Below are 25,911 nucleotides of genomic sequence, written 5' to 3'. Positions count from 1 at the left end.
CCTTTTTCAGGACAACTCAAATGAATTAAAAAGCATATGTTAGTTTGAATTTTAGGAGCTATTTCCAGGCTATCAATTCTAATTTTTTATCGCATGTACAAAAGGATTTACCTTTTTATCTTGGCTAGGACAATCGTTTTTAAAAGAAACTTTATCTTATTTCATTGCCAATAATTTTGATTCTTCGGGAGTATAATCATCTACAATTGTATAGGTATCGATTCTGCTAATATCCATTTCATCTAGAATATCAACTAGGTTTTTGAAATTGCAATTCTTACTTGGTTTAATGATTACTGTAATTCCTTTATTTGAATATTCTAATACACTTTTATTTCTTTTAATGAGTTCTTGACGTATTCCTTCGCGACCATAACCTATTTCTTTTGGAGGCATGATAGGTGATATAAGAGAGCCTATATACATTACTAATTTATTATCTGAACCTAATAAAATTGTGACGGATCTGTTTTCTCCATGATAAGGATATCCTTCAACACATGAGTAACCATCTTTATCAGGTAATTCTAAAGCTAAAGATTTTGGTTTAGACAATTCTCCAACAACCATAAAAAAGATGATTAGTAAAAAAGAAATGCTCACCATTGCGGTTAAATCTACTCTTGTGCTTAATTTTTTGCTTCGTACTTTGTTGGATAGTTTTTTCATAAGGATCGATTTTGACTAAAGTTAACAATAAAATTGAATTAGAAGTAAGCGAGATTTGAAAAAAATTATGATTTTTTTTGATTTCTTAACCGCTTGTTTTACAGGGTTTTTGATGATATTTAAAAAAAAATATGCTTTTTTTAATTTTTTCGTAAAACCAAAACTAATATTCCAGCGTAAATGAGCTTATAACTTAAAATATTAATTATGAAAACTAGAAATTTTTTAGCAGCAGCAATCTTAACATTAGGATTCGGTTTTACTTCTTTTGCACAAAAAACAGTTATGGTAGGTGGAGCAGCAATGTATCCTACTAAGAATATTGTTGAAAATGCAGTTAATTCAAAAGACCATACAACATTAGTAGCTGCAGTAAAAGCTGCAGGATTAGTTGAAACATTACAAAGTAAAGGACCATTCACCGTTTTTGCCCCAACAAATGCCGCGTTTGATAAATTAGCAGCGGGAACAGTTGAAACATTATTGAAACCAGAAAACGTAAAAACATTACAAACGATCTTGACCTATCATGTTGTTGCAGGAAAAATGAATTCTTCTGATATTGCAAAAGCAATTAAAAAAGGAAACGGAAAAGCTACACTTAAAACAGTTAGCGGCGGAACATTAACAGCATGGATGGATGGAAAAGATCTTTACATCAGCGACGAAAGCGGTAACAAATCTAAAGTTACAATTGCAGACGTAAATCAATCAAACGGTGTAATTCATGTAGTAGATACTGTATTGCTACCTAAAATGTAATACCAATTTTCAAATACCTACAATTGCAAAAAAAAGTCCTGTTGAATAACAGGACTTTTTTTATGCTATAAAATGAATGATTATTTTTTTGCGGTTAATGTTGATCCTGCAGAAGCGATTATAACACAAAGCATTGCTAATATCTCGTAGATATTTAAATTTTCCTGAAGGAATATAAAGGCGCAAATCGATGCAGCAGCAGGCTCTAAACTCATTAGAATACTAAAGGTGCGAGGCGGAAGCTGTCCTAAAGCTTTCATTTCGAGTGTAAATGGTATTGCGCTGGATAACAATGCTAAAGCAACTCCCATTCCAAATAGCTTAGGAGTAAGATTAGCAAGTCCGTTTTCATAAAAGCCAAACGGAAGTATTAAAAGCGCAGCAAATAACATTCCTGTTGAAACCGCTTGCCCGTCGTTCATTACTTTAGAAACTTTACCACCCAAAATAATATAAGTTGCCCAAAGTCCACCGGCTATAAGTGCGAATAAAACACCCAAAGGATCGATTCGATCGTTTGACCAGGGAGCAATCAAAATGATTCCCGTTGCAGCCAATACTACCCAGCAATAATCGATCAATCGTTTAGAGCCAACAATAGCAACTAATAAAGGTCCAATGAATTCGAGCGTTACGGCAAGACCTATCTGAATCCTTTCAATTGCCAGATAAAAAATTAAGTTCATAGCGCCTAAAGACAAACCGTATGGAATAACAATTTTCCATTGTTCCGGTGTGATATTTTTTAAGTTTGGTCGGTATGCTATAAATAATATAATAGCTGAAATACCAATCCTCATACTGGCTGTACCGGCAGCTCCAATTGCTGGAAAAAGCGTTTTTGCAATTGCTGCACCACATTGAACACTTACAATAGCCAAAAGGACTGCTGTAACAGGAGGAAAATTGAATTCTTTATTTTTCATAGAAATTGGAGATGGAAGTAAGTTGTAAAAAGAACAACTAAAAGGAGCTGATAATTTTCAGCCTTGGTTTTGGTTTGAAAAGAAACTTTTGGTTATTCTAAAGCACGTTTTGTAACGTAGGCACGATAACCAATAATGGCCATTTGCCATTTTTTTGCTTTCGCAATATCCAAACCTTGCTTGGTAAAACTCGGAAGTAATACTTTATTTATTTTGGCTAGAATTTTATACATAGTTGGTTTATTTTCCTCAAAGATATAAAAAAAGACTTTGCGGTTTGGCAAAGTCTTTTTTTGAATTTTTTTAAGTATGTTTTAAGAGTTTCTTTTCGCTTTTTCACGTTGTTTTTCTTTCTCCATTTCTTTCATGTCTTTTTCCCATTCTTTCATGTCTTTAGCATGTTGTTTCATATCTTTTTCATGCTGCTTCATGTCTATAGCATGCTGCTTCATGTCAATTTCATGTTGTTTCATATCGCGCTCAAGTAGTACAGATGAAGCCTCAGTGTATTTTGCCATCTCGGTACTATATTTGTTCATAGCAATATCATATTTCTCCATTTCTTTATCGAAATTTGCTCCGCGTTTATCCATTATTTCTTCGATGTACTTTTCATAAGCCTCCATATCTGGTTCGAATGCTTCCATTTTTCTATCGAATTCCTCCATTTGTTTTTCGAACTTTTCCATAGCTTTTTTGTCATTCAAATTTTTAGGTGCTACTGGAGGTTGTGGCATCTTAGACATGTCAATAGCTGGTGCGGCAGGAAGTAATCCATTAGGGAAAAGCGGCATAGTTGGTGGAGTGGGAGGTGTTAGAAAATCATCTACATCAGCAACTTCAGCTACGTCAGCATCAATATCTTCCGCATCTGCTTTATCGTTAATTGTAACTGCCGCATCACCAGAAAAACTAAAGGATTCTTTTCCGTTTTTCATTTTTTTGATGATAATCGAGATTTTATCGATTCCTGTGCTTGATACTTCTTTTTTTACCGAACGAGCATCTTTTTTACCTACTAATTCAATTTTGATTGAAGTGATTTCATTTTTTGAATTTCTCTTTACTTCTGATACATTGGCACTAATGTCGTGGTTTTTTCTAATTAACGCTACTTTTTCGTTAATTTCAGCATCGGTACTGTTTTTTTCTATTGTGTAAATATTTACCGATTCAATGTCTGCTTGTTTTGCAGCTGTTACTTTGTTCTCTCTTTCCTGTGCAACAGTTTTAATTTGAAATAATAATACAAACGCTACCAGCGCTGGAATTATGGCGTAATACTTCCAGTAATTCCTCTTTTTTGATTGATTTTTGTTTAACATGACGATTCGTTTTTTGATTAATGATTGATAAAAATGATTGGTGATTGCAACACATGTTTCGTGTGTTGTTATTCTTAAAAGCGTGTATTGATACGCTTTTTTGTCGGCTATTTTTTTTGATGCTTCACTATCAGCAATAAACTCAAGGTTTTGCAGGATAGCTTTTTTATAAAGCCAAATGATTGGATTAAACCAAAACAGGACACAAAAGATTCTTGAAATCAAAACATCTATTGTATGGTTTTGATCGCTATGCACTTTTTCATGCTCTAAAATACTTTCTAATTCTGACGGGCTGTACAGTGATGAGTTGTACACGATATAATCAAAATAAGAAAAAGGGGCAATGTTTTCATTGATATCGATGAATTTAAAATCAGCTTGCTGTTGTACTTTTCTTCCTTTTAAAACCGAATTTAAGCTGTAAAAATCTATCCCGAATTTGCCTAGAAAAGCAGCGAAACCAATAGCGTAAATTGCTAATGAAACCATATTCCAATTGATTTCAAAAGAGGCTTTTGGCTGAGCAAAATGCGGCGTATAAACTGAAGCGTAATTCGATGTGTAATTAACAGCAGAAACAGGTGCTGGATCAACCCATACAATCTCAGTATAAACCACTAAAGGAAGTATTACTGAAGTTAGCAGACCAACGATTAAGAACCATCTGTTATTGTTAAAGAAAGTTTCTTTGCGCAGTAGAAAAAAATACGCAAAGTAAAATAATATTAACAATCCACTTGATTTTGCGATAAAAATGAAAAGTGCTTCCATACAATGTTATTTTTCTTCTTTTGGAGTTTCGATCATGGCTAAGATTTCGCGTAATTCGTCGGCAGAAATTTTTTCTTCCTTCGCAAAAAACGAAACCATACTTTTATAGGAACTATTAAAATAATTGTCAATTGCAGTACTCATAAATCCTTTTCTATAATCTTCTATACTCACAATAGGATAGTACTGATGTGTGTTTCCAAAGGCATTGTGATTTACATATCCCTTTTCTTCAAGATTACGCACAATTGTCGAAAGCGTGTTGTAGTGAGGTTGATCCTCTGTAATTTCAGCCTGAACTTCCTTTACGAATGCTTTTTTAAGCTTCCATAAAATATGCATGATCTCTTCTTCTTTGTTCGTTAACTTTTGCATGTTTTCTAATTTTAATTCAAATGTAAAACTATTTTTCTAGTTGCGCAACTATAAAAATAGTTAATTAACTAAAAAAGACGTTTGAATAGAATTTATTGTATAGAAAACTTGTTCAAATTTAAGTGTATTAAATTGAATATAAATGATTTAAGTTTGTGAAAAGAATTTATGAAATTTTTTCGTCCAGTAAGGCTTTTCTAATCCAAATACAACAGAAAGTTGCAAGAACGCCAATACATGCCATAAAAAGCCAATTGATTTGATACCCTAATCTGGAGATTATTTCAAAACCAACTTTTGAGCTTATAATATGAGCTAAACTAAAACTCATGGTATAAAGTGCCATGTAGCGTCCTTCCTGACCGCGTGGAGCACGACTTAATGCAAAGGCATTTGAAAACGGAAAGGTTAAAACTTCTCCTATTGAAATACAAATCATACTAATGACCAATATTCCTGCCCAAACATTGATTAGGAGTAAAAAGAAACTCGAAGCCATAATAAAGGAACCAATAATGATAATTCTAATTTTCGGAAAAGCTTTTCGTTCCAGAAAACCAACAGTTGGCATTTCCAACGCAAAAATTAGAAGTCCGTTTAAAGTCATTAATAGTCCGGTTTGAAATTCGCTTAAACCAAATTTTTCATTATGATACAAAGGTAATGTTGTAAAAAGCTGAAAGAAAATCATCGCCGTTACAAAGCTTACAAATAAGAATACCCAGAATATTTTATCATGAAAAACAGATTTTATCTCGGCTGCGCTTTCTGTTTTATCATCGTGTGCTACTTTTTTCTTTTCTTTTACAAGCAATGCAAATATGGAAATAGAAATAATACAAGAAGCACCATCAACCCAAAAAAGACCTTGATAGCCCATTCCCATAATAATCAATCCGCCTAAAGCAGGTCCTGCAGCAAATCCTAAATTTACAGCCAAACGAACTAAAGTCAAAGCGCGGGTTCTATTTTCGGGTTTTGCATAAGCACCTAATGATACAAACATCGCTGGTCTAAACATATCTGCAATTACCATCAGAGCAAACATGGCAATACATAATCCCGAAAAGGTTGTAATATATTGTATAAAGAATAGTGCAAGACCACTCGTAAACAAACTGAAAATCATGATTTTATAAAAACCGATTTTATCTGATAATTTACCTCCTAACCACGAACCCAGCATAGAACCTAAACCGAAAGCAACCATAATCCAGCCTACTTGATTATAAGTAAATTGAAGATCTTCTTTTAGATATTTGGATAGAAACGGAAGCACCATTGTTCCGGCTCTGTTTATGAAAGTTACTAGGGTTAAGATCCAGATTTCTCTTGAAAATCCTCTGAAATTATTAATGTATTGGGAAAAAGCGGTTTTAAACATTGGTAAGTTGGTAATTTGACGTAAAGTTAAGAAACTTTGTCACGTACAGCGGTTGGTGCTTTGTTAGTTTTAAACTATTTTTGCATTAAATTTTTCAAGATGAATAAAATAGTTATACTTATTGTTGTTCTGGCTTTTAATTTTGGCTTTAGTCAAAAGAAATTCGATAAAAGCGCTGCAGAAAATTTTCAGAAAACCATTAACTCAGAATATGCTGATGAGAAGACGAGTCCTTTGATGGAAGAAGATTTGAAAACTTTTAAAGCATTGGATTTCTATCCTATTAATGAGAAGTATTTTGTGAATGCTAAGTTTGAAAAAGCAAAAAACGAAAAAGTTTTTGAAATGAAAACTACAGGTACAAGAACACCAAAATATATTAAATACGGAACATTGTATTTTACCATAGATGGAATTGCATTACAATTGAATGTTTACAGAAATATTGAACTTTCTAAAAGTAACGAATACAAAGATCATTTGTTTCTGCCTTTCTCTGATTTAACCTCAGGAAAAGAAAGTTACATAGGAGGGCGCTATATTGATTTAAAAGTTCCTAAAGGAAAAACAATAGCTGTAGATTTTAATCAGGCTTATAATCCATATTGCGCTTACAATCATAAGTATTCGTGCCCTTTGGTTCCACTTGAAAATGATTTGAAAGTAGAAATAAAAGCAGGAGTAAAAACATTTCATTAATGGAATTCTTTAATTTTCATACACATCAGTTTACGAATCAATCTAATGTTTTAGAATTGGTGAATCAATATCCTAAGGAATTTGATGCCACGATTTTACATTATTCGATTGGTATTCATCCTTGGTATATTCAGGAAGACACGATTGATGCTGATTTGAAAATTATGGAAGAAAAATTGCAATCAGCTAATTGTCTTGCTATTGGCGAATGTGGTTTAGACAAACGAATTGATATTCCGTTGGAATTGCAAATTTCGGTTTTTAAGAAACAGCTAATCTTAGCGGAGCAATACAATAAGCCCGTTGTGATTCATTGCGTTGCAGCATTCCAGGAAGTTATTGCTTTAAAAAAAGAAATGAAGATTTCAGTTCCGATGGTTATACACGGATTTTCTAAAAACAGTCAAGTGGCAAGTCAATTGCTAAAAGAAGGTTTCTATATTTCGTTTGGAAAGTATTTACTAAGAAATCCTGATTTAGAAACCGTTTTTAAGGAAATACCTAATGATCGTTTTTTCCTTGAAACAGATACAATTGAAGAAACCATTCAACAGGTTTATGATGTAGCAGCTTCTTATAAAAATATTGAAATCAAAAAATTACAAAATATTATTTCAAGTAATTTTGTAGCTGTATTTAAGAGATAAAGAAATAGAAACAATATAATTTTAAAACAAATTAGCGATATATGGCAGAGTGGACAGAAAGAGCCGAACTATTATTTACAAAAGAAGGATTAGAAAACTTAAAGAATTCACATGTTCTTGTAGTAGGTTTAGGTGGTGTGGGATCTTTTGCAGCTGAATTTTTAGCAAGAGCGGGAGTAGGAAGCATGACAATTGTAGATGGAGATGTGGTTGATATCACGAATATAAACAGACAATTACCAGCTTTGCATTCAACCGTTGGACAACCAAAAATTACTATCGTTGGGGATCGTTTAATGGATATTAATCCTGAGTTAAAACTAACACGAGTTCAGGAATTCTTATCTCCGGAACGCGCTTTTGAGATCGTTTCTACAGATTTCGATTATGTTTTAGATTGTATTGACAGTATTACACCAAAGCTAAATTTGATTATTGCTGCAAAACGTAAGAGAGTAAAAATCATCAGCAGCATGGGTGCCGGAGGAAAAATGCTGGCATCGAAAGTAAAAGTTACCGATATTTCGAAAACAATCAATTGCTATTTTTCTAAAACAATTCGTAAACGTCTAAAAGAAGTAAAAATCAATAAATTAAAAGTAGTTTTCTCTTCAGAAATTCAAGATGAAAAAAGTTTGAAATTAACAGACGGAAAAAATTTTAAAAAATCTTTTTACGGAACAAACAGCTACATGCCGGGATTATTTGGTCTTCATGTTGCTGAAACTGTGATTAGACATTTGTTGAAAAAAGAGTAAATAAAGCAGCTAAGAAGCTAAGGGACTAAGTTGCTAAGACTTTAGCAAAAAAAACTTAGTAGCTTAGCCACTAAGAACCTTAGCAACTTAAAAGAAAAAAAAATGATAAAAACAGTAATTTTTGATATGGATGGCGTTATTGTCGATACAGAACCCGTTCACCGTTATGCGTATTACAAACAATTTTCTGAATTAGATGTAGAAGTTACAGAAGAGATGTACACTTCGTTTACGGGACTTTCTACACGAAATACGTTTCAAAAAATAAAAGAATTTTTCCCGGTTGTACAACATGAAGTGGAAGATTTAATTCAAAGAAAGAGAACTATTTTCAATGATGCATTTGATACAAAAGAAGATTTATTTTTATTGGAAGGAGTAGAGGATTTGATTAAAGATCTGTACGCCAATGATATTCAGTTAATTTTGGCTTCTTCTGCCTCAAAAGTAACTATCGATCGTGTTTTTACACGTTTCAATTTGCATCAGTATTTTACGCATATAGTAAGTGGCGAAGATTTTCCCCAATCCAAACCAAATCCGGCTATTTTCATTCATGCAGCATCATTATCTGTTGCACCAAAGGAAAATTGTATTGTAATTGAAGATAGTACAAATGGTGTGAAAGCCGCAAAAGGTGCAGGAATTTATTGTGTGGGGTATAATAGCTTCCATTCTAAAATGCAGGATTTATCTGAAGCTGATTTAGTTATCAATGAATTTAACGAATTAAACGCTCAAAAAATATCACAGTTGTAAGTTTGAATTATATAAAATTTAACATCTGTTCCCTAATTGAATTTGTAAATTTGAGCAAAATAAATAAACTATCTATCAAAATGAAAAAAATACTTATTGCGTTCGCCATTATTTTGGCTCCTTTTGCTACTGAAGCTCAGATTAAAACACCGCAAGCGAGTCCAAAAGCATATATCAAACAAACTGTTGGTTTAACAGATGTTGAAGTTACGTATTCAAGACCAGGTGCCAGAGGAAGAGCTGTATTTGGAAATTTAGTTCCGTTTGGAAAATTATGGAGAACAGGAGCTAATGAGAACACCATCATTAATTTTGGTGATGATGTAGTAATTGATGGAAAAACATTAAAAAAAGGAAAATATTCTATTTATACCATTCCTAAAATCGAAAGCTGGGAAGTTATTTTTTACCTTTCTACAGACAACTGGGGATTACCTGAAAATTGGAACGATGCTTATGTAGCTTTAAGAACTACTGTAAAAGAAGATGCTTTACCAACTCCAGTTGAGACTTTTACAATTGGAATCAATGGTTTAGATCCTAATTATGGTTATTTAGAAATAGCTTGGGAAAACTCTCATGTAGCCTTAAAATTCGAAGTACCAACTGCTAAAAATGCTATCGCAAGTATCGAAAAAACACTTGCCGGAGCAACATCAAATGATTATTTTGCTGCATCTCAGTATTTATTTCAATCAAACGGAAATATAGATACTGCCAGAACGTATGTAGATAAATCACTAGATATGAGCACTGAAAAACCTTATTTTATCTTACGTTTGAAATCTCAAATTCAAGCAAAACAAGGAGATAAAAAAGGAGCTGTTGAAACTGCAAAAGCATCTCTTGCTGCTGCGGAAGCTGCTAATAATCAGGATTACGTAAAATTAAATAAAGATAGTATCACAGAGTGGAGTAGATAGTATTTTTATCACAATAATTAAAAATCCAGATTTTAAACGTATCGTTTAGAATTTGGATTTTTTTTGTTCCATATTCAATAGTTTAAAAATAAATAGACAGACTTGTCTGTATTGTTTTTTAATTCTTATCTTTGTACTTCAAATGAACCATGATGACACCAAAAGAAAGAATTTTAGAAAAAACATTTGTTCTCTTTCACAGACAAGGTTACAACGCTACAGGTATAAATCAAATTATAGAAGAAGCGAAAGTAGCTAAAGCAAGTTTTTACCAGCATTTTAAATCCAAAGAAGATTTATGTGTTGCCTTTTTAAAAGAGCGTCATTTATTTTGGTTTGAAGCACTGCTAAAATTTACAGCAGATGAGAAGAATACCAAACTAAAAATTTTGGCTTCGTTTGACTTTCTGATTTTTATGAATGGCAATGAAAACTTTCGAGGTTGCAGCTTTCTAAATATTCTATCAGAAATTCAATCTGATAATGTGAAATTACTAACTGTAATTCAGAGTCATAAAAAAGATCTAAGAACTTATTTCAGAGACATTTTAAATGATACCCTTTTATCAGATCATGTGTATTTACTTTTTGAAAGTAGTATCATTGAAAGTCAGATGTTTAAATCTAATGAGCTTATTGAACAATCAAAAAAAATTATTCAAAATTTAATTTTATAAATATGGAACAAAAACTACCATTGCCACCTTTCACGTATGAAACAGCAATCGAAAAAATTCAATTAGCAGAAGACGCCTGGAATAGCCAGGATCCGGAAAGAGTATCAAAAGCTTATACCATAGACAGCGAATGGCGTAACAGAGACAAATTCGTAAACGGAAGAGAAGAAATAGTGCCTTTTTTAACTGAAAAATGGAAAAAAGAGAAAAATTACAAGCTTAAAAAAGAATATTGGGCACATACCGAAAATAGAATTGCTGTTCGCTTCGAATATGAATATCAAGACATTAACGGAAACTGGTTTAGAGCATACGGAAATGAAAATTGGGAATTTGATGCTAATGGTTTGATGCAAAAAAGATACGCTAGTATAAACGATCTTGCTATAAAAGAAGAGGATAGAAAACTGTTGTAAAAATCGTAAAGAACATTAATTCATACTAGGCGATTCCGGAATTTTAATCGTTTTTTTAGTTTTCTTAACGATCAGTAAATAAAAGGTAATACCGCCTAAAACAATAAGAAGGGCAATTTGAAGCTGACCAAAACTATTATTATCATTGTGCATTGCATTTGCGCTGGCCAATTTTGTTTTTCCTTCCTGAATCTGAATTTTAGATAAAGATTCTAATGTTTTTAAAGCCTGATCACTGGAAACAGCAATTTTGCCCCAGTTTTTATTTTCGATTTGATTGTTTATCTCTTTGCAGGATTTTAAGAAAGCATTAAAATGTTCTTTCTCTTTATTTGTTAATACCGTTTTAGCATACAAATCATCAATATCATGAATTGTGTTTAGCGTCTCAATGATTTGATCTTTCTTAATAGTATCACTCAGATCTAGTTTTTCAGCTTCAGCTTTTATAAAATGAAGTTCTTTCGAATACTGAAAAATGTAATGTGCCACCACCAGACGATCTTTATAAATCGCATTGATGTTATCATTTACTTTTTTAGAATTTCGTAGTGTATTGAAATTACTCAAAACGATAACGAGCATAACAAGCAATAAAACAAAAGCTGCTTTTGTTTTATTGCTATATCTTTTTAAGTCTTTCATAGCAATACCTTTTTTTACGAATCTATAAATAGTTGTTTCTCAAAGATATCATTTTTGAAGTAGAATCAAACCTTTAATTTTATCCCTGTAAAAATCAGGACACTTATAATCAGAATTTTAAGGAGCTAATCCTGCTGTCCGCTATATCTTTTCCTGGCTAAAGAAGCCAGAAAAAGGATGCCGCTTCCATCAGGGCTATGAAATTCGTCCTTATTATAAAATGGCTTCATCAGTATTTGGTTCTTTTCTAAAAAACAAAAACTGCATTAACAATGACAATACAATAGTTAACATTGCTCCAATAAAATTCAGCCACAAATAACCCAGTTTTTCCTGACTGTAAATCATATAGTAGTAAATACCAAAAATCGTAAGCTGGCTAATGATAGCACTAAAAAACATCGCTTTCGCCTTAACATGACGCAGGTAAAATCCAACTAAAAAGATACCTAACACAGTTCCGTAGAAAATCGAACCAATGATATTTACCAATTGAATCAAATTTTCAAATAAAGTTCCGATACAGGCAAAAAGTATCGCTACAATTCCCCAAAATAGCGTAAAGAACTTAGTAGCATTTAGATAATGCTTGTCTGATTTCTCTGTTTTAAGATTTCGTTTGTAAATATCAATAGCTGTAGTCGATGCTAACGCATTTAGTCCCGAAGCAGTCGAAGACATTGCTGCTGATAGAATTACGGCTAACAAGAGTCCTATTAAACCTCTTGGTAAGTAATTTAAAATGAAGTGAAAAAATACATAATCTTTATCGTTCGTTTCGCTATTACTATCAGCTTTTAGTATAATTTCTTTTGCTCTGTCTCTTAAATCTTTTTCTTTATTAGACATTGCGACAAGTTCTTTTCGTAAAATCGGATTATCGTAATCCTGATTTAACTGATCGATATACAATAGATTGATAACTTTTTTATCTTCTGAAAGCTTCTCTAATTTTTTTTCTAAAACATGATACTCTTCTTTAAAAGCAGACTTTTCAATTACAATTTTATTGTTTGGATTAAAGTTTAAAGGAACAGGATTGAACTGAAAGAATACGAATACCATAACTCCTGTTAACAGAATAAAAAACTGCATAGGAACTTTTAGAAGTCCGTTCATAATAAGTCCCATTTGGCTTTCTTTAACCGATTTACCAGACAAATAACGTCCAACCTGAGATTGATCTGTCCCGAAGTAGGCGAGCGCTAAGAAGAAACCTCCTGTGATTCCACTCCAAAACGTATATTTCTCTTCCGGATTAAATGAAAAATCTACAATGTTCATTTTGTCGTTTGCACCAGCTATATGAAGCGCACTTGTAAAAGTCATATCGTTAGGCAGGTAGTGCAGAATAAGAAAAAATGTAATGAACATTCCGGAAATAATAACAAACATTTGTTGTTTTTGCGTCACGTTCACCGCCTTTGTTCCTCCCGAAAAAGTGTAGATAATAACGAGAAGACCAATCATAATATTCATGATCGTTAAATTCCATCCTAAAATAGCCGAAAGAATAATGGCTGGGGCATAAATTGTAAGTCCCGTTCCTAAACCTCGCTGCACTAAAAATAAAATAGCAGCTAACGAACGTGTTTTAAGGTCAAATCTCTTTTCCAGAAACTCATAAGCTGTGTACACCTTGTTTTTATGATACATTGGAATAAAAGTCACACAAATGACAATCATTGCAATAGGCAATCCAAAATAAAACTGAACAAACCCCATTCCATCGTGATAGGCTTGTCCGGGAGTAGATAAAAATGTAATGGCGCTGGCTTGCGTAGCCATAACAGAAAGTCCTACCGTGTACCAAGGTGTTTCATTATTACCTAAAATAAAATCCTCGACATTTTTGCTTCCTTTGGTTTTCCAGGAACCATATCCCACAATAAATAATAGTGTGACAATCAGTACGATCCAATCAAATAGTTGCATAGGTTATGAGTATAATTGCATTATTAAGAAAAAAATCAGAATGTAAATTGCATTCGCTACCAAAACATAGGTGTAGCTTTTTTTCCATTTTTTTGTTTTTTTAGCTTCCATTTTGAATGTTTTATTTCTTTAATTCTGTTTGAGGAGCTTCAATAGGCTGCTTTAGCGAAATCATGTTAGATAACAAACGATATGCTCCGGCAACTCCTTCGGGTAATTCCCTAAAAAAGCTTAAACCTGTATAAATGTAATATCCCTTTCCGTAAGGCGCGACAAGTAAAGCACCTTTTTTAGGAGATTCTCCTTTATCATGCGATGATAGGATAGGAGTAAAGGCTGGATCGTAATCATTAGGATAATACAAACCTTGCTCTTGTGTCCAGCCTTCAAAATCTTTTGTAGTGATTTTGTTTGGAGAATTTAAGACAGGATGATTCGGCGCAAGAAAAATAATTTTTGCATTTTCTTCTGTTACACGATCACTTGAAATTCGTAAAGGATAAGGTGCAATTTTATCTGTAACCAAACTATGTGGCGTATTGTACTGCACAATCATGTTTTTACCACTTTTTACATAATTAAAAAGTATGTTTTGCTTGTTGGCTAATGCGCTTACCGTATTATAAGCTCTAATTCCTGTAATGACAACTGCAAAAGAATCTAATTTTTCAGGAGTTATTTCTTCTGGTTTCAAAAGGGTAACTTTATATCCCATTTGCGTCAGGCTTTCCGGAACTTCATCTCCTGCACCCATAATGTAGCCGATAGCATCACCATTTGTTCGTAAATCAATGCGAATACATTTTGATTCAGCAGATTTTAAAACCATTTGTTTCGTTATATGGCTATAATCTATAATAGTCTGGTCTTTGTCAAAGCGTTTGTTGTCGAAAGTTACGATGCTTTTTGCTACTGTTTCTTCCGGGTTTGAAGGTGCCGTAACTTCAAAATAAAACAATTGTTCGGTTCCTTTCTTCTCTAGCGTAAACGGAATTTGTTTCGGAGAAACCAACCAGTTTTTAGGCAATTCCAGTTGTAAATTTCCGGCGATGTTGTCTTTTCCTGCTTTAACTTTTACAGGAATCATTTTGCTTTTGGTATCCTTAAAAATCAAAACACGCTCCAAAATAGAAGTCGTTACTTCCGGAACAATATCAAGGAAGTTATACATTTCACCTTTTACGCCATCATTGTATTTGTACACAACGGTACGCTCAAACGGAATTTCAACACCATTAATTTTCACATTAAAAATAACTTTTACTTCTCTGATAATATCAGGAATTCCAATCATTTCCTGATTCGAAACGGTATACATTCCTAAGCTTGCTTTTTCTTTTAACCAATAAGGCTGCGTATACTCGATTGTAGTTGGCAACTGAATTTGCAGGTTTATTTTTTGGTCGTTATTGTTTTTAAGTACACTATTTTGAACTGTCGTTTTGTTATCGGGTAATGAAGTCACACTTACCAATTCCATTCCAACAGCACATCTGTTAATTGCTTCCAGACTAAGACGTATGCTGCTTCCAGGAGTTGCTTCCTGTTCACTAGCTACCGCTTCTAGGTATAAACCAGAGCAGGCAGCAATTATACTTTTTATGGCTGCTGCTTTTGTTGTTTTCCAATGTTCATCAGTAAGAGCCTGAACCATCACGTATGCTTTTGTAAGTTCCGGAATACTGGCAGATGGATTGTTGAAATCATAATTTGCGATAATCTTCGCAATTAATTCTCCAACAGGTTTTCCGTTTGCAACACGATTCCAGCTGGTATCAATTCCGTCGAATAATTCATCGCGGTTTTTAGGATATTCACCATTAATAAGTTCTAAATATTCCGTTTCATCACCGCGAACTCCGGTACTTCCAAATCCTTGCGACTGATGTCTGCTTCGGCTTAAGGCAGCGATTTCCTGATTCGATTTTCCAATTGCATTGTAGTAAACTCCAGTTTCGAGTTTAACGAATTTTGATTTATTAGCGGCATCAAATTTTTCCTGACTTCCGTAAAACCACCATGAAGGATTAAAAAATTGTCGTTTTACCTGCCATGGCTTAACATATTTTAATTGTTCAGGATAAATTTTCGGGTCATTTGTTAGTTTAAAACTTTCTTCACTCAACATTGCCGAAGAAGTATGGTGTCCGTGCGTTGTTCCCGGCGAACGGTGATCGAATCTGTTAACAATAATATCCGGTTGAAATTTTCTGATAGTCCATACTACATCAGCAAGAACTTTGTCTTTATCCCAGATTTCTAAAGTTTCGTTAGGATTTTTTGAAAAGCCAAAATCATTAGCACGCGAAAAAAACTGTTCTCCACCATCTATTTTTCTGGCCTCTATTAATTCCTGTGTTCTAATCACACCCAATAATTCACGCAATTGAGGTCCGATTAAGTTTTGTCCACCATCGCCTCGAGTTAGCGACAAATAACCGGTTCTGGCATTCATTTCGTTAGCAAAATAAGAAATCAAGCGGGTGTTTTCGTCATCAGGATGAGCAGCAAGATACAATACAGAACCTAAAAAGTTCAATTTTTTAATTTGATTGTAAATTTCTACTGAGTTTGGTTTTTGAGGTTGTTGTGCAAAAGAAATGGAAATTCCTGCTAGAAAAAGAAGAAGAATTTGAATTTGAATTTTTCGCATAGCGTAGTAAAATTTTTTTTGTAAGATTTTCAAAAATACTAATTATATTCCTGAACCGTAATTAAATGAAATGTTAATGTTCATTTTTTTGACTATTTCATAAAAAAAGAGCATCAATACTGATGCTCTCTAATCTATAATTTTATTCTATTTATCTTCTTCCTGGACCCTCATGACGACGATCATCTCTGTCGTGTCTATCATGCTTATCATGTTTATCATGGTGTTTATCATGTTTAGGACCTTTTCTATTATCGTGACGTTCTTTGTAAGCATAAACCGGTCTTGGTTTATAAGGTCTTTGTGGCGCACCGTGATATCCTTTGCAATAAGCTACTCTATGTTTGTCAAAATGAGAATAAGGTGATCTACCGTGATAATCGGTTAATACTACTTTGTATCCACCATATAAATCATAATTTCTATATTGTCTTGGTAAACGTGTTGATCTAACCCATTTTCCACCTCCAAAATAAATAAATTGTGAACTTCTTACATCATAATAAGATTCGATGTCCGGCAAATAATAATACTCCATTTCGGAATAACCTGATGGGCCCCAAGCTGGTGGCGTTCCAATATTTACATTAACTGATACCTGCGCATTTGAAGCGTTTGCAACCAAAAGAAATAATCCCGCAATTGCTATCTTAATAGTTTTCATTTTTTTTAGTTTTAGTGTTAATTCTATTCCTGATTAGCAATATTCATATACTGTGCCAAAATTAAAAAAAGGTTTTGTATTCCAGATCAAATTAATTGCGATCAAGGTATGTAAATAACATTAAAATTGTTGTAAATATTTGAAAAATAAGGTTTTATTGAAACAGTACATAATTAATTTTTTTCAATAAAAAAGTTCTTTTTTTACGAATGTAAGTATTATCTATAATCTACAATTCTAGGTTTTGCCAGTTCGAAACTTTGCAATCCAAAATCACTTGTTTCAAATGTATTTGTTTTAAAAACATTATCTCCCTGCAGTGGTATCGATGGATAGTAAGATAATGATAACTGAAAAGAACTGAAAACCAAATAATCATTACTAATTAGCAATCCAAGTGTTACTCTGGAATACGATTTATTTCGAAGCATACCATTATCAGGCGTTCCTAATAATGCAATGGAGTAATTAAAAAACGGATTCAAACGAAATCCCCAAAGTGCATGAGGCGAGTATGTTTGCGTTTGCAAAGAAAGAACCATTTTACTTGTTCCGTACAAAGCACTATTAAAGCCATGCAAACCGTTTTGCTCGTTCAAATTTAATTCGTCACCAATAATGTTCTCACGATTTATTCCTAAAACAAGTTTAGGATTAACAAATTGCCTCAATTTCCAATTCCCAATACTATATAATTTTGTAAAATAGTTTGATTCAAACAAAAAGGCAGTTTGGTATGTTTTTGATTTTTGCAGAAACGTTCCTGCTTCAAAATTGGTACTTAGAAATCCCCAGTCATAGTAATTTCCAAAGGAAAACTGAGCTCCTAAATACGGTCGCCACGAAGTATTCTTGTATTGATAACCACCTGTTATTCCATATATACGACCAATCGGAACGTCTTCCGTCATTCCGTTTCTGAAGATGTAATTGTCTTTAACGAATTTTCTGGTATTGATCCCAACTCCCATCAAAAGCAATTTTTCTGATGAATAAAAGTTTGTAGGATCGTAAACGATTGTTGGAAATTCTTTAAAATCAATATTTAAAAATCGGGCAGCCACAATTAAATTGGTTACACCATTATTCTCGTCTTCAAATACTTTAGAAGCTTTACCAACCCAAAAATCCTGAAAATCATATTTAAAAGGCTGAAAAGCAAACGTTTTGTCTGGTGCCTGTAATGTATCACGCCTGAAATTTTGCCCTACATGCACACCGCCACCCCATTTGGTTAGGGGAGAGTAGAAGCCACGCTCTACTTTAACGCTTTTACTATAATTGTTATCTAAATCTTTATTGTATTGTAAAATCGTACCAATATAAGTATTCATAATATTGGGTACCGTATAGATAACATCATTTCCGTTTCTGCCATCCTCAAAACGATTTGTGAATCGGTATTCGAGTTGCTGTCCTGAACCAAAAAAATCTTTTTCTTTAAAACCAATACCCATTCTGTTACTCGATATCGAAAACCTTGGAACCGTACTCCAGGAATCTAAAACACGAATGGTTACGTCAATCGAATCAGATGCAGCTCCTACGACTTCATTAGTAATTCTTACCGCTGTAACATAACGCTGAGAACGAATAAGACGTTCCGATTCCTGTACTTTATACGCATCATAAGGAATATTTCGCTTAAACAGCAACAGATTGTAAATGGCTATTTTTTTAGTCTTTAGATGCAGTTTATTTCCTGTTCTTTCTCCCCAGTTTCTTGGGCCTGCTGTAGAATCTGTAACAGAATGTCCAAAAGGATCTAAAGTTATAATGTTTATTTTTCTAATAATTTTACCATCAAATGTATGATTCGAAGTATCCGTTTCTATAATTTGTGTTTCCCTTTTTTTGGGCTTATTGGCCCTGAAAAAAAGTTTGTGCAGTGTTTTGGTAAATTTATTTTTTTTAGAATAATTCTGAATTTTCTTGTAGACTTCAGCACTATCTTTCGTAGTACCTTTTTTGTTTTTATCTACTTGGGCATAAAGGCCTTGCAGACAAAAACAAAGGGCTAAACAAAATACTATCTTTAGTTTTCGAATCATTCAGAGATATTTATATTTTTTTTACAGATGATTTATCATTAATTAGTTTTCAACTTTTAGTTTTTTAAGCCGCCAGGTAAATTTTTTAGGCATGTGATTGCCCATTAAATAGCCCCAGGGTTCCAGTGATTCAATTCTGTCAAAAATAATTTTCAGAATAGCTAAAAGAGGGATTGCTAAAAACATACCTGAAATACCTGCTGCCGCACCTCCAACGATAATTCCGATGATTGATACAAAAGCATTAATTTCTACTTTAGAGTTAATAATTAAAGGTACAAGTAAATTGTTATCAATTAGCTGAACAACTACATTTACCAATAAGATACTTAGTAATATTGAGGTTTCTGATGTTCCGGTTAAGGAAGCCAAAGCGGTAATAATTCCGGCAATTAAGATACCAATGTACGGTATAAGGTTTAAAATACCAGTAATCAAACCCAGCAAAATAAAATATTTAATTCCGACGATCCACAAACCTATACCTGTCAATACAGATACTACAATCATTTCAAAAATTAATCCGACAATATAATTGTTTATAGAAACCTTAATCTGGCATAGAATATCTTTTAAGGTCTGATGATTTTCTTTACTGATTAGTTTTGCCAGAAATAGAATAAAATGATCTTTATAGATTAAAAACAAGAAGGTATAGATTGGAATAATAGTGCAATTAAATAGTAAATCACTTATTGACACCAGCGCTGATCCTAATGTACTACTTCCATTTTTAACGGAATCTTTTGTTACATTATCAATATACTTTTTTTGCTCCCCAATACTTACTTGAAACTTTTCTTTGACAAACTGATGAATTTCTATTAGAAAGGCATTTGCATTCTTTTTTATAGTGCCAAAATCATTCGCCATATCCGTAACCTGATAAGAGATAAAAGCCAAAATGCCTGCAATGAATAAGGCAAATAACAGCACACAAATTGCCGCAGCAATGTGCCTTGGGAATTTTAATCGGCCATTTAGAAATGTAAAAACAGGCAAGAGTAAAACCGCAAATAAAAACGCCATTAATACTGGAGTCATAATATCTTTTCCAATAAAAAATATAAATGAAAAAGAAATTAAAATAAGCAGTATTGAAGAAAGTTTGGCGTAAAACGGAAATTGTAAAGTATCATTCATATTTATTGAAATTTGATTAGGAAATCTGAAAAGGACTAAACAAAATTCCTCCTTTATTCAATAAATAATGTTGTAAGTTTTCTCTATTAGTTTATAAAATTCCCATTACAAATTTCAGTCATAAAATTCTCTGTCTTCGTATTTTGCCGGCATAATCGAAATTCCTTTTTGTAACAAGAGATTATTTGGAAAAATTATTTTTTCACCTTCTTTTGTTCTTAAATTCACATGAAACGTGCTAATGTCTTCTATTTCAGCTTCAAGTGGAAAATCTTTATCGTGAATTTTTATAGTGTCTCCAATTTTAAATGGAAAAGAAAAGAACAAAATCATTCCTGAAGTAATATTGCTAAGAATAGACCATTGTGCAAACATGGCAACACCAATTACGGTTGCAATAGAAGAAACAGTTATAAAGATATCCTTAGTTTCAACTCCCCAGATTACAATTAAGCATACTGTAACCAGGATATTCATTAGTATATGCGTATACTTAATAACTAAATTGGTTCTGTGTTCTATTAACTGACTTGTTTTGGCGTAGCTTCTTATTAAATTAGCAACAATAATTCGTAAGGCTATTAGGGAAATAAGAAGAATTACGGTAGCAAATATCTCCTGACTGTATTCTTTAAAGGTAAACATAAATTAATTTTTACACTAAGGTACTCAAATATTCGTAAACTTTGGCTGTCGGAAGCCCCATAACATTTGTATAAGATCCCTCAACTTTTGCAACTGCCATGAAACCAAACCATTCCTGAATTCCGTAAGCACCAGCTTTATCGTACGGTTTATAATTTTCTATATAGTATAAAATTGCTTCATCAGATAATTCATTGAAGGTAACTTTAGTAATATCGTGTAATAGAGTAGAAGTACTATCAGTTTTAAAACAAACCGACGTAATAACTTCATGTGTTGCATTCGACATTGATTTAATCATTTCAAAGGCATCCTCAGCATTCTTTGGCTTACCTAATGCTTTATTGTTATGCCATACAATGGTATCGCTGGTAACCAAAATTTCGTTGGGTTTTAATTCCCTTTCAAAAGCACCCGCTTTCAATTCAGCTAAATAGTCTGTTATTTCAACTGCTTGTAATTCCGGTGGATAAATTTCCTCAATATCTTTAAGACGAATTTCAAAATCTAAATCTAAGTCTTTGAAAAATTGTTGTCTGCGTGGTGAACCTGATGCGAGGATAAGTGTGTATTTTTTTAATTTTTCTTTAAGCATTGTACTTAATATTTAGGGTTATAACTAAAATTGAAAGTATTCCAAAAAACAGAATCAATTTTAATACATTACTTAAATGATGAAAGTCTTTTTGAGATTTTGCACCAAATATCTTCATAATGAAGTATAAAAGAGGTGCTAAAATAGCGACAAAGACATACAGCGTAACGATGTAAAGATTGTTTGCTAAAAAATATTTATTGGTATAAAGTAACGTTAGAATAAAAGGAATTAGCGTAAGACCAAGTGCAATTTTTGCAGCTCTGCTAATACCAATAGCAATAGGAAGTGTATTCATTCCCTGATTGTAATCACCATTTACATCTTCGATATCTTTAATTATTTCACGAATAAAATTGATCATAAAGGCAAATAGAGCATAATCAAGTAATATGGAAAAAAGAGCGCCCATTTGTCCCTGATTTTGAGCATCTGTTGCCGGAAAAATATCAAAAACACCAATGATAATAACACTTAGCGCTAAACATAGCGCTACAATAAAATTACCTAAAACCATAATTTGCTTCAAGCTTGTTGAATAAAAATAAAGTAGCGAAGCAATTAAAATAAAAATCGTTGCAAAACCAGGTCTCATGATAACATTAGATAAATAAAATCCAATCGCTACTCCAGTAATGTTTAGACCGATGTAAATGTTATAAGCAGCTGTTTCTGTAATTCCTTTACCCACAACAACATCACCTGGTTTGTTGATGCTGTCTGTAGCAACATCATAAATATTGTTAATGACATATCCCGCTGCCGCTACTAAAACAGTGCTTAAAACCAGTAAACCATATTGCCAATCGGCTAGTGCTAAAGGTATATTTTGCTGCTTTAAAAAAGCATAACGAAATAAAAGCTGCATAAAAGCAAGCATCAATAGGTTTTGATAACGTATTAATTTGAGAAATTTCATTTTTCTTAAGGTTCTAATTTTTGATTACAAAGCTGTAAATAATTTAAAAACGGAATTATTTAATCGTGTTTTCCGTTAAAATGTTCCATCCATTTTCCCTGTACTTTCATAACCTGTTCGATTACGTCACGGGCAGCACCTTTACCACCTTTTACATGCGATATATAACGGCAAATATTTTTAATTTCCGGACTTGCATCCTGAGGGCATGTTGGCAAACCGACTAATTTCATTACATGATAATCAGGAATGTCATCACCCATATATAACACTTGTTCCGGTTTAATATTATGGAGTGCAGTATATTCTTCAAAAGTTTTTACTTTATCAGGAGTTCCCAAATGAATATCTTTAATTCCCAAATTACGCAGTCTCACGCGAACACCTTCATTGCTTCCGCCAGAAATGATACAAACATTATAACCACTTTCAACAGCTGCTTTCATAGCGTAACCGTCACGAATATTCATTGTACGAAGTATTTCGCCTTCACTGGTTACAAAAACGGAACTGTCTGTAAGTACGCCATCAACATCAAAAATAAATGTTGTGATGTCATTCATCATTTCTTTATAACTTTTTGCCATTATTTTGTATAGATTGTGTTAGTATATTATATATTTTTCTTTGATTTTCATTGTTTAAATACGCGAGATGAGCCTCAATTGTATTGGAATCATGACGTTTTGCAGGACCGGTTTGCGCTTCTGCGGGTTGTAGTGTATTAATTTTGTCAGCAGTTTCCTGAATAAGCGGTTTCAAAATTTCAAATGGAACCTGATGTTCCTGACAAATATCCTGTCCGATTTGATACAAATGATTCGTAAAATTATTCACAAAAACAGCCGCAACATGCAAGGCTTTACGCTGTTCTGAACTTATAGCAAATACAGTATTCGAAATACTTTTAGCAACTGTTTCTAAAATGCTAAAATCTGCCTCATTCTCAGCTTCCAGACAAAACGGAATAACAGAAAAATCTACTGTTTTATCTTTTGAGAAAGTCTGAAGCGGGTAAAAAACGCCTTTTCTGCTTTTAGAATCCAAGGTATCGATTGGAGCGGCTCCTGAAGTATGAACCACTAATTTATTTTCGAAAGGCAATTGTTTTGAAACTTCTGCAATAGCATTATCAGAAACAGCAATGATGTATAAGTCAGTCTCTTTTAATTTTGAATAATCCGACACAATTTTATCTGAATCCAACAAATGAGCCAGCGTTTCCGGTTTTCTGGAAAACACTTGCACAATTTCAACAAGCTCACTTTTTGAAAAAGCTTGTATCAAGTGTTGTGAAACATTTCCGGAACCAAGTATCGTTATTCGAATCATATCGCAAAATTAGCATTATTTTTTTTAAAGTTAATTGCTTTTAATGCGTTTGTCATTCGTTTAAAGAGAACTTTTAATCCAATTATTGCTAAGCTGTTTATTCAAATGAAGAAAGCCCACTATTATAATTTTACTATAACAGTGGGCTTTTTATAATGTTTTAAATCTGATTATAATTTTACGGCTCCTTTTGGAACCGTTTCTCCAATACTTGTTTTTTTAGATAAGTTTGAATTAGAAGAAGAAACAAATTCTATATTCGTACAAGCTTCACCGTTGATGGAAATTGCTTTAGGTGAATCAGAATTGATATCGATATTGCTGAATACCATATTTTTGCTGTTATAAATCTCAAATACAGTTGGTTTGCTGATTTCTAGTTTCACATTATTAATTTTTATTCCGTTTGCATCAATTATCGAAAAGCCATTTTCAGCATTTGCGGTTAGGTTTGAAATTTCGATGTTTTCAAGATTCATTTCAGGCAAACCTTGAAGAAAAACCGCCTGATAAGCGCCTTTTATAGTAATATTTTTTATAGAGATATTTTTGAATTGAGGCGTTTCCTCATTTACAGGAACAATTTTAGTGCTTATTTTATTTCCGCCTTCAGCCAATGTTTCTGCTATTGATTTTCCACCATAATACAAGTCAAATGAAATTGCCTGCGACGGAATATCAGTCATAAAAATATCTGAGATAAAGATATTCTCGACCACACCACCGCGACCACGTGTACTTTTAAAACGTAATCCAACATCTGTTCCCATAAAAGTACAGTTTGAAACATGCAGGTTTTTTACACCTCCGGACATTTCACTTCCAACGGTAACACCACCATGTCCGTGATACACAATATTATTTTTTACAATTATATTTTCGCAGGGAACACCTCTGTCGCGACCGTCTTTGTCTTTTCCTGATTTAATGCAAATAGCATCGTCACCAACATCAAAACTTGAATTTTCGATAATTACATTTTTGCAGGATTCCACATCAAGGCCGTCACCATTTTGAGAAAACCAAGGATTACGAACTGTTATATTACGCACAATCAGGTCTTCAATCATTAATGGATGAATATTCCAAGCTGGAGAATTTTGAAAAACCGGACCATCAAAAAGTACTTTTTTACTATTTTGAATACTTACCATTACCGGGCGTAAAAAGTCGTGAATAGCTTCGAAATCTTCTTTAGTTTTTAGATCCAGCCTAATATTCTGATCTGCACCATTAGCGCCTTTCATATATTGCTCAGATGGAAACCAACTGTCTTTCTTTTCATTAAGAACACCGCCGGACGCTACAAATTTCTTCCATTGGTCATTCGTTAATTTACTTTTTTTAACCTGTCTCCATGCTTCTCCAGAACCATCCCAAACACCTTTTCCTGTAAAAGCAATGTTTTCAAGATTTTTACCATAAATAGGAGAGATGCATCGCCACGTATTTAAGCCCTCAAAACTGGTTTCTATAATTGGATACAAACTTTTATCAGTAGAAAATTTGATCAAAGCACCTGTTTCAGCATATAATTCAAGATTACTTTTTAAAATGATTGGTCCTGTTAACCATATTCCAGGTGGAATAATAACTTTTCCACCACCTTTTTTTGAAACGGCATCTATCGCAGCAGCAAAAGCTTGGGTGTTCAAAACATAACCACCATTTACAGCACCAAAGTCTTTTAGATTTACGCTATTTTTAGGAATAACTGGTTCTTTGACTTTTGGCATCTTAAATTCAATATTCTTATAAGTATCATACGATTTTGAATTTTGTGCATTGATCGGCGATGAATTACTCATTACAATAGTAATAAGCATCAAAAATAAATAGTGTGGTTTCGTTTTCATTCTTGAGAAGTTAGTTTTATAGGTGTTAGATGTAAGTTGTTAGATGTGAATTGTTAGATGTGAGTTGTTAGATGTGAATTGTTAGATGTGAATTGTTAGATGTGAGTTGTTAGATGTGAGTTGTTAGATGTAAGTTGTTAGATGTAAGTTGTTAGATGTAAGTTGTTGTTGGTTTGTGGTTGTTTGCGCTCAATCCGTAATTCACAATTCACAACTCACAACTCACAACCCATAATTTTAAAATTGTAATCGATTACACAAATCTAAATAAAAATTATTGAAAAAAAAGTTAAACGAATTAAATTAACAAATTAGATAACGTTTTTAATTTGTTAATGAGAAAGAAAATATTGCATTTACTTTTTAGTTTTTATTAACA

26 protein-coding genes are annotated in these 25,911 nt (G+C 33.0%); 8 read left to right on the top strand and 18 right to left on the bottom strand.

The features are described from left to right. Nucleotides 1-156: 156 nt before the first annotated feature. The gene (locus tag B0A66_RS12365) at nucleotides 157-669 is read right to left on the bottom strand and encodes an ExbD/TolR family protein (protein WP_089050153.1); all 513 of its coding nucleotides are present in this window, start codon (nucleotides 667-669) and stop codon (nucleotides 157-159) included. Between the two features lie 207 nt (nucleotides 670-876). On the opposite strand from B0A66_RS12365, the gene B0A66_RS12360 reads away from it, so the two are divergent. After that, a complete protein-coding gene (locus tag B0A66_RS12360; RefSeq protein WP_089050152.1) occupies nucleotides 877-1,431 on the top strand; it encodes a fasciclin domain-containing protein in 555 nt (184 codons plus the stop codon). Between the two features lie 80 nt (nucleotides 1,432-1,511). On the opposite strand, the gene B0A66_RS12355 is transcribed toward B0A66_RS12360, so the two are convergent. The 5 genes from B0A66_RS12355 to B0A66_RS12335 form a co-directional block, all read right to left on the bottom strand. Next, nucleotides 1,512-2,357 carry an EamA family transporter gene (locus B0A66_RS12355; RefSeq protein WP_089050151.1) on the bottom strand — a complete coding sequence of 282 codons (846 nt, stop codon included), beginning with the start codon at nucleotides 2,355-2,357 and terminating at the stop codon, nucleotides 1,512-1,514. A gap of 92 nt (nucleotides 2,358-2,449) precedes the next feature. Next, nucleotides 2,450-2,590 (bottom strand): SsrA-binding protein, encoded by a 141-nt coding sequence (locus B0A66_RS12350; RefSeq protein ID WP_089050150.1) that lies wholly within the window; start codon nucleotides 2,588-2,590, stop codon nucleotides 2,450-2,452. Nucleotides 2,591-2,671: 81 nt separating this feature from the next. After that, nucleotides 2,672-4,456 (bottom strand): M56 family metallopeptidase, encoded by a 1,785-nt coding sequence (locus B0A66_RS12345; RefSeq protein ID WP_089050149.1) that lies wholly within the window; start codon nucleotides 4,454-4,456, stop codon nucleotides 2,672-2,674. A gap of 6 nt (nucleotides 4,457-4,462) precedes the next feature. Further along, nucleotides 4,463-4,831, bottom strand: a complete 369-nt coding sequence (locus B0A66_RS12340; protein WP_089050148.1) for a BlaI/MecI/CopY family transcriptional regulator — start codon at nucleotides 4,829-4,831, stop codon at nucleotides 4,463-4,465. 166 nt (nucleotides 4,832-4,997) lie between these two features. Next, nucleotides 4,998-6,215 carry an MDR family MFS transporter gene (locus tag B0A66_RS12335; RefSeq protein ID WP_089050147.1) on the bottom strand — a complete coding sequence of 406 codons (1,218 nt, stop codon included), beginning with the start codon at nucleotides 6,213-6,215 and terminating at the stop codon, nucleotides 4,998-5,000. Nucleotides 6,216-6,314: 99 nt separating this feature from the next. Between B0A66_RS12335 and B0A66_RS12330 the strand changes: the two genes are divergently transcribed. The 7 genes from B0A66_RS12330 (at nucleotide 6,315) to B0A66_RS12300 (ending at nucleotide 11,094) form a co-directional block, all read left to right on the top strand. Then, entirely contained in the window at nucleotides 6,315-6,914 is a 600-nt protein-coding gene (locus B0A66_RS12330; protein ID WP_089050146.1) for a DUF1684 domain-containing protein, read from the top strand. Next, the gene (locus B0A66_RS12325; RefSeq protein ID WP_089050145.1) at nucleotides 6,914-7,561 is read left to right on the top strand and encodes a TatD family hydrolase; all 648 of its coding nucleotides are present in this window, start codon (nucleotides 6,914-6,916) and stop codon (nucleotides 7,559-7,561) included. The genes B0A66_RS12330 and B0A66_RS12325 overlap by 1 nt, the downstream gene beginning before the upstream one ends. A gap of 41 nt (nucleotides 7,562-7,602) precedes the next feature. Further along, entirely contained in the window at nucleotides 7,603-8,319 is a 717-nt protein-coding gene (locus tag B0A66_RS12320) for a tRNA threonylcarbamoyladenosine dehydratase (RefSeq protein ID WP_089050144.1), read from the top strand. Between the two features lie 102 nt (nucleotides 8,320-8,421). Further along, on the top strand, nucleotides 8,422-9,078 hold the full coding sequence (locus B0A66_RS12315; protein ID WP_089050143.1) for an HAD family hydrolase: 657 nt from the start codon (nucleotides 8,422-8,424) through the stop codon (nucleotides 9,076-9,078). An 80-nt stretch (nucleotides 9,079-9,158) separates the two neighbouring features. Beyond that, nucleotides 9,159-10,001 (top strand): DUF2911 domain-containing protein, encoded by an 843-nt coding sequence (locus tag B0A66_RS12310; RefSeq protein WP_089050142.1) that lies wholly within the window; start codon nucleotides 9,159-9,161, stop codon nucleotides 9,999-10,001. Between the two features lie 152 nt (nucleotides 10,002-10,153). Then, nucleotides 10,154-10,678, top strand: coding sequence for a TetR/AcrR family transcriptional regulator (locus tag B0A66_RS12305; protein ID WP_089050141.1), 525 nt, complete (start codon nucleotides 10,154-10,156; stop codon nucleotides 10,676-10,678). Between the two features lie 2 nt (nucleotides 10,679-10,680). After that, the gene (locus B0A66_RS12300) at nucleotides 10,681-11,094 is read left to right on the top strand and encodes a nuclear transport factor 2 family protein (RefSeq protein WP_089050140.1); all 414 of its coding nucleotides are present in this window, start codon (nucleotides 10,681-10,683) and stop codon (nucleotides 11,092-11,094) included. Between the two features lie 15 nt (nucleotides 11,095-11,109). On the opposite strand, the gene B0A66_RS12295 is transcribed toward B0A66_RS12300, so the two are convergent. The 12 genes from B0A66_RS12295 to B0A66_RS12240 form a co-directional block, all read right to left on the bottom strand. Next, complete coding sequence (locus tag B0A66_RS12295; RefSeq protein WP_089050139.1) at nucleotides 11,110-11,739, bottom strand: MCP four helix bundle domain-containing protein; 630 nt, start codon at nucleotides 11,737-11,739, stop codon at nucleotides 11,110-11,112. Between the two features lie 213 nt (nucleotides 11,740-11,952). Beyond that, nucleotides 11,953-13,674 carry a sodium:solute symporter gene (locus B0A66_RS12290; protein WP_089050138.1) on the bottom strand — a complete coding sequence of 574 codons (1,722 nt, stop codon included), beginning with the start codon at nucleotides 13,672-13,674 and terminating at the stop codon, nucleotides 11,953-11,955. Between the two features lie 121 nt (nucleotides 13,675-13,795). Next, nucleotides 13,796-16,327, bottom strand: a complete 2,532-nt coding sequence (locus tag B0A66_RS12285) for a PIG-L family deacetylase (RefSeq protein ID WP_089050137.1) — start codon at nucleotides 16,325-16,327, stop codon at nucleotides 13,796-13,798. A 151-nt stretch (nucleotides 16,328-16,478) separates the two neighbouring features. After that, a complete protein-coding gene (locus B0A66_RS12280; RefSeq protein ID WP_089050136.1) occupies nucleotides 16,479-16,991 on the bottom strand; it encodes a hypothetical protein in 513 nt (170 codons plus the stop codon). A 218-nt stretch (nucleotides 16,992-17,209) separates the two neighbouring features. Continuing rightward, a complete protein-coding gene (locus B0A66_RS12275) occupies nucleotides 17,210-19,042 on the bottom strand; it encodes a BamA/TamA family outer membrane protein (protein ID WP_089050135.1) in 1,833 nt (610 codons plus the stop codon). A gap of 42 nt (nucleotides 19,043-19,084) precedes the next feature. Continuing rightward, nucleotides 19,085-20,185, bottom strand: a complete 1,101-nt coding sequence (locus tag B0A66_RS12270; RefSeq protein ID WP_089050134.1) for an AI-2E family transporter — start codon at nucleotides 20,183-20,185, stop codon at nucleotides 19,085-19,087. 114 nt (nucleotides 20,186-20,299) lie between these two features. Then, the gene (locus tag B0A66_RS12265; RefSeq protein WP_089050133.1) at nucleotides 20,300-20,830 is read right to left on the bottom strand and encodes a mechanosensitive ion channel domain-containing protein; all 531 of its coding nucleotides are present in this window, start codon (nucleotides 20,828-20,830) and stop codon (nucleotides 20,300-20,302) included. Nucleotides 20,831-20,840: 10 nt separating this feature from the next. Beyond that, entirely contained in the window at nucleotides 20,841-21,425 is a 585-nt protein-coding gene (locus tag B0A66_RS12260) for a Maf-like protein (protein WP_089050132.1), read from the bottom strand. Beyond that, entirely contained in the window at nucleotides 21,418-22,344 is a 927-nt protein-coding gene (locus B0A66_RS12255) for a geranylgeranylglycerol-phosphate geranylgeranyltransferase (protein ID WP_089050131.1), read from the bottom strand. Before B0A66_RS12255 ends, B0A66_RS12260 begins: the two co-directional genes overlap by 8 nt. 59 nt (nucleotides 22,345-22,403) lie before the next feature. Next, complete coding sequence (locus B0A66_RS12250) at nucleotides 22,404-22,931, bottom strand: KdsC family phosphatase (RefSeq protein WP_089050130.1); 528 nt, start codon at nucleotides 22,929-22,931, stop codon at nucleotides 22,404-22,406. Continuing rightward, entirely contained in the window at nucleotides 22,915-23,676 is a 762-nt protein-coding gene (locus B0A66_RS12245; RefSeq protein ID WP_089050129.1) for a Rossmann-like and DUF2520 domain-containing protein, read from the bottom strand. Before B0A66_RS12245 ends, B0A66_RS12250 begins: the two co-directional genes overlap by 17 nt. Nucleotides 23,677-23,846: 170 nt before the next feature. Then, the gene (locus B0A66_RS12240) at nucleotides 23,847-25,532 is read right to left on the bottom strand and encodes a glycoside hydrolase family 28 protein (protein WP_089050128.1); all 1,686 of its coding nucleotides are present in this window, start codon (nucleotides 25,530-25,532) and stop codon (nucleotides 23,847-23,849) included. Nucleotides 25,533-25,911: the final 379 nt, after the last annotated feature.

Source organism: Flavobacterium hercynium (assembly GCF_002217285.1).
Classification (GTDB): Bacteria; Bacteroidota; Bacteroidia; order Flavobacteriales; family Flavobacteriaceae; genus Flavobacterium; species Flavobacterium hercynium.
Note: the sequence above shows the minus strand (reverse complement) of the source record. Positions and strands in the feature narration are given on the sequence as shown.